8 protein-coding genes are annotated in these 10,973 nt (G+C 38.0%); all 8 read left to right on the forward strand.

The window, feature by feature from the left end; genetic code table 11:
• The first annotated feature begins 195 nt into the window (after positions 1 to 195).
• The 8 genes from ACP6PK_RS21725 (at position 196) to ACP6PK_RS21760 (ending at position 10,593) form a co-directional block, all read left to right on the forward strand.
• Positions 196 to 3,483, forward strand: coding sequence for a pentapeptide repeat-containing protein (locus ACP6PK_RS21725; RefSeq protein WP_426562572.1), 3,288 nt, complete (start codon positions 196 to 198; stop codon positions 3,481 to 3,483).
• On the forward strand, positions 3,476 to 4,000 hold the full coding sequence (locus ACP6PK_RS21730; RefSeq protein WP_426562574.1) for a prepilin-type N-terminal cleavage/methylation domain-containing protein: 525 nt from the start codon (positions 3,476 to 3,478) through the stop codon (positions 3,998 to 4,000). The genes ACP6PK_RS21725 and ACP6PK_RS21730 overlap by 8 nt, the downstream gene beginning before the upstream one ends.
• 726 nt (positions 4,001 to 4,726) lie before the next feature.
• Positions 4,727 to 6,103 carry a hypothetical protein gene (locus ACP6PK_RS21735; RefSeq protein WP_426562576.1) on the forward strand — a complete coding sequence of 459 codons (1,377 nt, stop codon included), beginning with the start codon at positions 4,727 to 4,729 and terminating at the stop codon, positions 6,101 to 6,103.
• Positions 6,104 to 6,569: 466 nt separating this feature from the next.
• Positions 6,570 to 7,487, forward strand: a complete 918-nt coding sequence (locus ACP6PK_RS21740; protein ID WP_426562578.1) for a hypothetical protein — start codon at positions 6,570 to 6,572, stop codon at positions 7,485 to 7,487.
• A gap of 132 nt (positions 7,488 to 7,619) precedes the next feature.
• Positions 7,620 to 8,684, forward strand: a complete 1,065-nt coding sequence (locus tag ACP6PK_RS21745; RefSeq protein ID WP_426562580.1) for a hypothetical protein — start codon at positions 7,620 to 7,622, stop codon at positions 8,682 to 8,684.
• Between the two features lie 125 nt (positions 8,685 to 8,809).
• Positions 8,810 to 8,896 carry a PEP-CTERM sorting domain-containing protein gene (locus tag ACP6PK_RS21750; protein WP_094675373.1) on the forward strand — a complete coding sequence of 29 codons (87 nt, stop codon included), beginning with the start codon at positions 8,810 to 8,812 and terminating at the stop codon, positions 8,894 to 8,896.
• Between the two features lie 81 nt (positions 8,897 to 8,977).
• Positions 8,978 to 9,649 (forward strand): tetratricopeptide repeat protein, encoded by a 672-nt coding sequence (locus ACP6PK_RS21755; RefSeq protein ID WP_426562582.1) that lies wholly within the window; start codon positions 8,978 to 8,980, stop codon positions 9,647 to 9,649.
• A 281-nt stretch (positions 9,650 to 9,930) separates the two neighbouring features.
• Complete coding sequence (locus tag ACP6PK_RS21760; RefSeq protein WP_426562584.1) at positions 9,931 to 10,593, forward strand: sugar transferase; 663 nt, start codon at positions 9,931 to 9,933, stop codon at positions 10,591 to 10,593.
• Positions 10,594 to 10,973: the final 380 nt, after the last annotated feature.

A 10,973-nucleotide genomic window follows, 5' to 3' on the forward strand; every position in this document is an offset into this window, starting at 1 on the left:
ATTATGCTAAACAATTTATCAAGAAAACGAAGAAAAAACTACCCTGAAAACTCCCCCCTTTCCAAGGGGGGTTAGGGGGGATCTCTTTTCAGTTATCAGCAATTAATAATGAATAATTACTTCAACAAATATATATCTAGGGCTGAGAGCTTTACTACGAACAAAAACTTTTTCAATTTTCAAGGGTAAATAATTATGCTAATTCATTCATTAAAACAACAACGCAAAAATTATCAAGGTCGTTCTTTTAAAAATCAAGATTTGACTGGTGAAGACTTTTCTAATGCAGATATAAGAGGAGCAGATTTTACCGGAGCAAATCTCACGGGTGCTAAGTTCAATTATGCTTTAGCAGGATTAACAAAATCTCAAACTAGACTTATTTTTATTCTGGTAATTATCTTATTTTTAATTGCAGGTGTAGGTGCAGGTGGTGCTACTGTTATTCCCATCAGACTTATCTCTAGTAAAAGAAGTCAAGTAATTCCAATTCAGATTGGTGCAGTTATTTTTCCTCTCCTAGAATTTATCAATATTGGCTTATTACTAATAATAGTTCGCCAGGGAATTAAAAAAATTTGGTGGCATTTATTTACTCTAATTATTTTGATGATAACAATATCTGTAATATTTGCATCCCTGGGTCTTGATGACGAGAAAATAGTAAATTTTTTTAGTTTTTTTGGAATGACAGATACATCCTCTAACACAGTTATTAAATTGTCAGAGTGGATGACAGATTTTAGATTTGGTGAAATGATTAGAGCCTTCATTAATTTCTTCACTAATAATGACGATTCTGAAAATAAAGCTGTGATTATAATTTTTAGCTTTGTTATCTCTGCAATAGCAATATTAGTGTTAATTTTTACTCTCAGTTTAGGAATTATTTTAGCTGAAATTATCTCTGGTAAACGGCTAGTAAATTCAGCATTAGTATCGGTGAATCTTATCACAGCAGTTGGAACAGGAATTGCTGCTAAAAATCAAATAAAAAAATGGGAAATACCTTATGTCGTAATGTTAACCATTCTGGCGATCGCTATTTCTTTAACCCTAATATTAATAACTAAAAATCTGGCAAAAAAGATATTAGAGGAAGACGAAAATAATCTGTTCATTCTAAAATTTGCTGTTGCTATTGGAGCTTTAGGAGGCACCAATTTTAAAAATGCTAATTTAACCGATACCGACTTTAGTCACGCCATTCTTAAAAGCACAAATTTCCGATTTGCTAATACCACCCGCACATTCTACCGACAAACCAAATATTTAAAATTTGCCAGAGTCGAAAAAACCATATTAGAAGATATAAAAGTCAGAGAATTATTAATAACTGGATGGGGAAAAGACCAAGAATTTATAGGAGCAAACTTAAGAGGAGCAAACCTCATAAGTGCCGACCTTAGTAACGCCAATTTTAAACTAGCAGACTTAGGAGAAGCTTCCCTACAAGCTGCCAATTTAAACAACGCAAATTTAACCGAAACATTAGCAATAGGTACTAACTTTACCACCGCTCAAATGTCAGGAACTTGTTTAGAAGGTTGGAATATCGACCATACAACTATCCTCGATAATGTTGAATCAAAATATATCTATTTATTAGAAGAAGCCAAACCAGAAACAGACGATAGAGAGCGTCGCCCTAGTAGTGGATATTTCCAAGAAGGAGACTTTACAAAATTATTCAAAGAAGTCTTAAATACTGTGGATTTAATATTCCGAAATGGAGTAGATGCCAAAGCTTTTATGTCATCCTTCCAACAAGTACAAGTGGAAAACCAAGGCATCCCCATGAAAATTCAAGGCATGGAAAATAAAGGTGATGGAGTAGTAGTAATTAGAATAGATGTACCCCCAGAAACTGAGAAGGAAAAAATCCATCGGGAGTTTATGGAATTCTATGATGAAAATGTCAGAGTGCTAGAAGAAAAATATCAGCAAGATCTGGCAAAAACAGAAAAAAAAATTACTCTATATCGTCAACGAACGGAGCAAAATGAATATCAAATATTCCTGATGAATCAGATATTAAAAACCCAAAATTCTGCTCCTGTCACTGCCAGAGAAAAATTAGTTACTCTCAACTTTGAAGGAGGAAACTTTGCCACAGGTTTTCCAGTTATTAGAGCTAATATTTGGTCAGACGCTCATCATTTACCAATTTCTTTTTCCAGTAGCTTACCCGCAAATTCAGAAATTCCTCAACTCTATCAAAACTGGAGTCAAAAATATAAACAATTCAGACAATGCTATCGACATTTAGACTTACTTCCTAGAATCAAAATGAAGAAAGAGCAGACAACAAATTTTTCCAAAAAAGATATAGAAAAAGAAGCTCAGAAAATAATTATTCAGATTCGGGAATTAGAGAAAGAATTGCAACCTCTCCTCAACAACTGGTTAAATACTTCAGATTTTAACTGCATCGAAAAAGAACTACGAACTAAATTTAACCCCTCAGACAAAGTTCGACTAATTATCCAATCAGAAGATGTTTTAATGCAGCGCATTCCCTGGCACTTATGGAATTTTCTCTCCAATTATCAGTTTGCCGAAACTGCTATAGGTTTGCCAGAAGCTAACCGAGTCGAAAAGCTAAAAATTGCTAGGGAAAAAATCCGCATCTTAGCAATATTTGGAGACGACAAAGGAATAAATATTGAAGCAGATAAAAAATATTTAGAAAGTCTGCCAAAGGAGGTGGTAAAAACTGTTTCATTAGTCAAACCCAACCGCCAAGAATTACATCAAAAATTATGGGATGAAAAAGGTTGGGATATTATTTGTTTTTCCGGTCATAGTGAAAGTGAAGCCGATCTAAGTACCGGATATTTTTACTTAGACAACCACATCAAAATGACAATTGAGGAATTAGAAAATGCCCTAACAGCAGCCATTAAAAAAGGATTACAATTAGCCATCTTTAATTCTTGCGATGGATTAGGTTTAGCTCAACAACTTGCTCGCTTACATATTCCCGCAATTATTGTTATGCGAGAACCCGTTGCAGATTTAGTCGCCCAGGAATTTTTAAAGCATTTTCTCCAATTCTTTTCTAGTGGTAAATCTTTATCTACTTCCGTGCGACAAGCTCGACAAAAATTAGAATATTTAGAAGATAAATTTCCTGGCGCGACTTGGTTGCCAGTTATTTGTCAAAATTCCGCAGAAATACCTCCAAATTGGCAAAGCTTATATGGAAATTTTCAGCCTAACTTTTCCGAAACTTTAGCAGAATTAAGGTTAGCTATTGAATCCGAAACTTGGTTGACTTCAGCAGACAAAATAGAAGCTTTAAAACAAGTAGATATTTTGACAAAAATGAAAGAATTTTTTACAGTTGAAAATCAAGAAGCTGTCAAGTCATCCATGAGAATATTAAGAGGTATTGTTGCCGAGCATCCGGCAGCTAACTTAATGGATGAAGCCTTAAACAAATTGTCAATTTACTTTTTAAATCAGGGAAACCATGAATAACTTATCTCTCAAACTTTTACAACTTTTAAACAAACAAAATAATAATCGTGGATTTACCTTAATTGAGTTATTAGTAGTCATTATTATTATTGGAATTTTGTCAGCTATCGCTCTTCCATCTTTTTTAAATCAAGCAAATCAAGCAAAAGAAGTTGAACCAACAATTAAGATAAATGCTGCTAATAAAATGCAAATGAACTACTATTCTGAGAATGGTGAATTTAGTAGAAATTCAGCAGATGTAGAGTTACCTATCCAAACAGAAAACTATGTATATGATGTTCCAAGTAACATCTTATTTTTTCCAATTCCTCCTGAATTATCAATTATTATGGGTCAACCTAAAGATAATCAACTTAGATATGTTCTAGGAGTTACATACATAGAAAATGATGGTAATTCTCATCAAAGAATATGTAAATCTAAAGCTAATCTCACTGAATTATTTGATTTAGCTAGCATACTTATTCAAGGAAAATGGGATGAAGCAGATGCTAAATATTGTAGTGGTAAGTAATACTAAATTAGCTAATTTATAATTATCGGTACTTCAGCAAAAAAGTTGATGTATTTGCCTTCTCCCTATTAGCTTTGAAGTAATTTTCGCTGTGAAAAATATCAAAGTACCGAAGAGGCAATTATTAATTATTAATTGTTGAAAGCGGTTTTCCTGCACGGTAGACCACAGTAGGGACGTTCCATGGAACGTCCCTACTGTTTTTTGTCTGTGACTTGAAGTCATAAATATGAACAGAGTTGCATACACTAATTCTTCTTTTTTGCAACAGAACCATTTTTTTTTGTTGAAAATCAACAAAGTTGAAAAATACTTTTGTCGATTTTCACTTAATTTAGGCTGAATATATTGCTACAACTGGTTTTGCTAACTTGTCAAAAAGTTGTCGATCTTTACTGTCGATCTTCGACAATACTTTGATTTATCTATCCTATACTCATAAATGAGATGACTAGCAACCGCATTTTTACCGAGGTATTACTATTAGGACTTACGCAGTACAAAATATTTTCGTCATTGCGACCGACAGGGTTTGCGAAGCAGTCCGGAACGGATAGCAATCTCAAATCCTAGTTTTTCCTACCTCATGCGTAAGTCCTGACTATCTTAAATTTGAATATTTAAGCAGTCCTATTTATTTAGTATACCTGCGCGAATTGCTGACAAATAAGAAATTTTTCTTAGATATCTCAAAAACTCACCGTTGTTTTCATTATCGAAGTAATTATGGGTAATCAAAGAAATTATCAAAGACGTCACTTAACAAGTTTAACTAAAGCAATTTTAGCAGCGATCGCCTCTAGTTTTGGTGTCGGAGTTAAAGCTGCTCTAGCAGATCCACCACCTGCGCCACCACCTCAAACCCTATTACCTCCAGTCTTCTGCTTCCGGTTCACTGATATTAAAGCTGTGGAAGACGATCCAGAAGGAGATAAATTTCAACTCGCCTTTGAAGTTCTCAACTGGTCCAACCAACCTGCCTCCGGGGTTCGTATTGCCCTCACCGAAGGAACAAATAGTTTTGTTACCGATGGTGCAGCTCCCACTTTTGCAGGTGCAGGAGTCGATCGTAACGGTCGCCCTAATGGTCCAGATGCAGACCCCCTACCAGGAAATCAACTATTTACCAACGCTGGTCAAGTGGTGGAATCAACTGAAACAGCGATTCAATGGGATGCTGTTCAGGTAGACCTGAATACCTTTGCTAGCGGACCAATACCAAACCGGGACTTGCTTGGTGTTGGAGAGAGAAACACTCCTGGTGCTTGCGCTTTAGTTCCTGGTTGTCGAGTTGTCGGCCACCCCAACCCTTTCTTTGGTAGTCCTGTAGTTGCTGACTGGGAGACCATCGACAACGGTAATAATGTCTTGGATGGTTTTGTAATTACAGTGGATGATTTCGATGAATCAGAGGTAATTTCTTTCAACTGGAATCTCCTTGGTGTTGACGGCAACCCTATTGGAATGCCTGGTACTGGTAATGAGTATGGTTTCGGTGCAGTAAATATTGCTCGTATACCTATCAATGAAGACCCTGATTCTAACTTCCGCATTTTTGAGCGAAATACTGGCGTAGAAAACACCAGTCGATTATTTGCAGAAAATTCTCGTCTAGTTACGGAATATTCTCCTGTGGACTATGATACAACTACTTCAGGTGCTGGTGGTTTTAATGCTACGAATGCGATAGCAACTCAAACTATTGCTTCTACAGAAGCAGATGAACCTATTGCTCTGTTTGCTGCCGAGTTTGGAGCAGGAATTACTGGTGCGTTTTTAAATCAGGCGGACAACATTTTTAATTCTCCTGTGAATGCTCAGTTAATTGATTATTCAACACCTGAACCTATAGACCCTATAGACCCTATAGACCCTATAGACCCTATAGACCCTATAGACCCTATAGACCCTATAAACCCTGACCCTATAGACCCTGTAGACCCTGTAGACCCTATAAACCCTGTAGACCCTATAGACCCTATAGACCCTATAAACCCTGACCCTATAGAGCCACCAGAATCAGTTCCCGAACCTAGTGCAATGGCAATGCTAGGAATGACAGTAGCCGCTTTAATTGGCTATAAACGTAACCGTCGTAGTTAGGGATTAGATCCCCCCTAGCCCCCCTTCTCAAGGGGGGGACTGGTTAAATATGACAAAATCCGTAGATTTCCATGGACTGATTAGCCCCCCTTAGTAAGGGGGGTTGGGGGGATCTCCAACGGTGGCTCAAAAATCACCCTAATCTATCAAATGGAGTGATCGCTTTACTTGGCTATAAACGTCAACGTCGTAGTTAACCACATATAGAACCCATTTGGTATCTTTGCAAAGGTGAGGGTTTTTGGCAAAGGAGTCAGAATTGCTGAATTGCTGAATTGCTGAATTAGGGGAGATCGAGAAATAGAATAGACGAAAAAGGTAGAAAAATGCTCCCATCTCCCCTACTCCCCTACTCCCCTACCCAAACTAAGGCATTTAATATTAACCCGGTTTCTATACTTTTTTAACCGCTACTACAAAATTCGATCTAACAACAGAAATCCTATATTTATGCACTAAAGATATAATGAACGTTAACAACAAATACTTACAAATAGGGACTTGTTCCCTAGCTTTGTTAATTGCAGGAACTCCCGCTGCAACTGCAGCCAGCTTACAAAGTGCTGATGTAGTCGTTATTGTTGATGAATCCACTTCTATGTTCGGCGAACACCAATGGCTCGGCACAATGATTCCACAGCTAGATACAGCCCTACAAAGTAAAGGTCTCATAGACAACCGTTTTGGTCTTGTTGGATTTGGTAATTACCATCATAGCAATTACTCCCATAATTTGGGGCGATATTTGCCTATAGGTGGAGCTAATTTTGCAACTTCTGCTGAATTTACAACTGCGACGAATAACTTGCTCGTATCTGGTTGGTTTGAAGATGGTTATTCTGCCATTGACTTTGCTCTAAATAACTATAGCTTTCGGGAAGATGTTGCCGTTAACTTCATCCTAGTAACAGACGAAGATCGGGATAATGGTAACTCTAGCCTCAATTTCACAAACATCCTGGCAGGGTTACAGCGAGGAACTGCAGACAGTAAAGATGATATTTTCTTGAATGCGGTAGTTAATGCCAACTTTGTGAATGATGCTATTGGAGTTAACTCAGAAGCAAATGCTTATATTGCCGACGGTAGTGGTGGATATAGAACAACCCAACTTCCATCCTTAAGTGGTATTGTTACCAGTGCTTTCAGCAATACCGAAGCAGATTATATAGACTTAGCTCTTGCCAGTGGTGGCGCAGGATGGAACTTGAACCAACTGCGAGTTGGTGGTTCAACTGCAACCTCTTTTACAAGTGCATTTATTGATATCAAGGTTAAAGAGATGCAGCAACAACAACAGCACAAGAGAGTACCAGAACCAGTTTCCATTTTAGGTCTTTTGGGTGTAGGTGTTTTAGGTACTACTTCATTAAACAAACAGTAGGGGCGAATGGCCATTACCCCCTACAACACCGAACGTTCACCCATACATTTTTTGTCGATCTTCGACAATATTTATTTTCACTGTCGATCTTCGACAATGCTTTAATTTTTCTGTTATAGAATTGTGTTGGTTATGAATAATAGGAGTAACCGCATTTTTACAGAGGTGTCTACTATTACCGTAGGTTGGGTTGAGGAACCGAAACCCAACAACAACAGATACAACTTTTTTGTTGGGTTGCGCTGTCGCTTTTTCATGTTGCGTAGCAAAACCCAACCTACATCTAATCTACCAAGAGAGATAATTATGAGTAATCAAAAACATCGTTTAATCAATCAAGCTATCTTAGCCATTGCTACTACTTTCGGTCTATTTTCGGCCTCCGTTGCTAATGCTGCATCTCTCAATGTTCTGTGGTATGGTCAGACAGATGCTTACAATGCCAAAATGTCACAGTTAGCTGCTCAAGCACCAACATTTGACCCAGAAGGAGATGGCAGTTTAGATTGGAATCTCACTATTTGGAATCCCCAAGACCCTGCACCTAACTTTTCTGATTATGATGTTTTCGTGATTGGAACTGCCGTGAAGGTTGGGAATTTTTTTGATTTTGACTCTACAGGGATTTTAAATAACAAAGAGGCGATATCTGCCGCCAGGGGCAGCCGTACTTTCTTAACCGGTCAGGATGCAGACTCGCACTATACTGGTTCTCGTCCTAACGGTCCTCTCGGTTTCTTTGTTAATGCTGTTAACTGGGCAGGTAGTGGAGAAGGTATGGGTATTGTAGCTTTGACTGATGGTGTGGGTCCTCACCACCCTATCAGTCGAGATTGGTGGTTAAACGATCGCTCTTTTTTGAAGGATGAGTTAGAAGGCTATGTTACTTACTTTGACACAGACAATGTAGTTATTCCCACAGCAACCTCCGACTTTCCAGTAAATGCTGGCTTAACAACCGCAGGTTTGAGTAACTGGGTTACATCTTCTCACGCTGCTTTTAACAAAAGTATACCAGGTTATTTGTCTATCAATGATGCTGGTTCTCTCCCTGGTTATGCCGTGACTATTGTCACTGCCTCCGAAGCTGACGGTGGCACTGGGGGGCAGGAAACAAAATCAGTTCCCGAACCAACCAGCACAGTCGCAATAGTCAGTTTAGCGATCGCTCTATTCAAATGCAAACGTCGTAGTTAAGGATTAGATTCCCCCTAACCCCCCTTGACAAGGGGGGGACTGGAGACCTGGTATGAATTTTTATTCTCTCATTTGTCAAATTCTTTAGCCCCCCTTACTAAGAGGGGTTGGGGGGATCGCCTTAGCTGAAAGAAAAAGTTCCCGAACCAAACAGCACAGTCGCAATAGTCGGTTTAGCGATCGCTCTATTCAAATGCAAACGTCGTAGTTAATCAGATATATATTTAGGGGCGAATAGCCATTCGCCCCTACCAAGAATCAACAACATAACTATCCAATTACCAATTACAAAAATGATGAACAGAATCTCTAAAACTATTCTCACTCTCACAATAGCAACCACACTCAGTACCTTAAACATAGCTTGCCAAAAAGTAACCCAAGTAGAAGCTATTAACGATAGCGCAGTAGAAAAAGTAGCTCAAAAAGATTATCAAGGGGCACTAACTGATTACAACAAAGCTATTGAAAAAGACCCCAACAATGCCACCTTATATAATAATCGAGGCAATGCTCATTTCCAAGCCCAAAACTATGAAGAAGCCATCAAAGATTATAATGAAGCCCTAAAAATTAATCCCGAAATGGCAGACACTTATTACAACCGCGCCTACGCTCGACAACAACTAACAGATTTAAAAGGAGCATTATCAGATTACGAAAAAGCATTAGAATTTGCTACCGATGAAACAACTAAAATCAAAATCTATGGCAATAGGGCGACACTACATCATGCCGTCGAAAATTACCAAAACGCCCTAGCTGACTACGCTGAAGTTATCAAACTCAGACCAGACATACCTCAAATTTACTCCAACCGAGCCAACCTTTATTATCAACAAGGAAAACTAGAACAAGCGATCGCTGATTATCGCCAAGCAGCAGACTTGTATCAAAAGGAAGGAAATACTCAGTCTCAACAGGAATTACTAGCAATTGTTTCTAAAATTGAACAAAGCAATTAATCTGTAGGGGCGATTCGATCTGTAGGGGCGATTCGCGTTTGCGTAGCATTCCGCAGGAAATCGCCCCTACAAGTCCCAGAAACCGGGTTTGTATTTAAACATTTTGCCCAACCGACATCTATTAGCACAAACCCGGTTTCTCACTCATATTTTGGATACCGCTCAGAAACCGGGTTTGTATTTAAACATTTTGCCGACATCTACTAGCACAAACCCGGTTTCTAAATCCACCGTGTAAGGTTCCAGATACAAAACTTCCCATTAATATTAAAGTTAAAAATATGAATACCCTAGCTTTACAACACCACCAGTCAACTAATCCATATACACAAACAACTCATCCATCTGTCACCAGCAAAACCAAACGTATAATAGACATTCTCGGTGCTTTAATAGGATTAGCAATTACAGGAATAGTCGCCATTCCCATCGCTATTTTCATGCAACTCGATAATCCTGGTCCGTTATTTTTTACTCAAGTGCGATGTGGTTTTTTAGGCAAAACTTTCCACATCAGAAAATTTCGTTCCATGATTATTGATGCAGAAGAATTAAAACATTTAGTCAAAAACGAAGCTCAGGGAAATATGTTTAAGAACGAATGCGACCCCAGAATAACTAACATTGGTCGTTTCCTCCGTAAAAGTAGTTTAGACGAACTACCGCAATTTTGGAACGTTCTCAAAGGAGAAATGAGTTTAGTCGGAACTCGCCCTCCTTCTATTGATGAAGTCGAACTGTATCAAACACATCACTGGCGCAGACTGGAGGTAAAACCAGGCATTACTGGAGAATGGCAAGTAAATGGTCGTTCCAATATCAAAGACTTTGAAGAAGTAGTGCGTATGGATTTGAAATATCAGCAAAAATGGTCTATTGCATACGATATACAATTAATCTGGAAAACTATCTGGGTTGTCTTGAATAGATCGGGAGCGTGTTAAGAATTTAGAATTCAGAATTTAGAATTTAGAATTAATGTCCTTAAAACTTTGGCAATACATATAGGAAATGGTATTTGCCCTCTACAGAGAGTGTATTATTTCAGAATTTGCGTAAGTCCTGGTTATATCATGTCAGGATAATCAGTAATACAGGACTTATGCAGAAGTACCATATTTTGTAGGGGCAAATGGCATTTGCCCTCTAGAGATAGCTACAAATTTTACAGTGCTAAATGATTGATAAAACACTCTAACTCATAACCAAAACACTGTAACTCATAACCAAAACCCTGTAACTCATAACCAAAATACTGTAACTCATAACCAAAACACTGTAACTCATAACCAAAACACTGTAACTCATAACCAAAACACTGTAA

This window comes from Dapis hubbardiae BLCC-M172, from assembly GCF_050016015.1.
Lineage (GTDB): Bacteria > Cyanobacteriota > Cyanobacteriia > Cyanobacteriales > Microcoleaceae > Trichodesmium.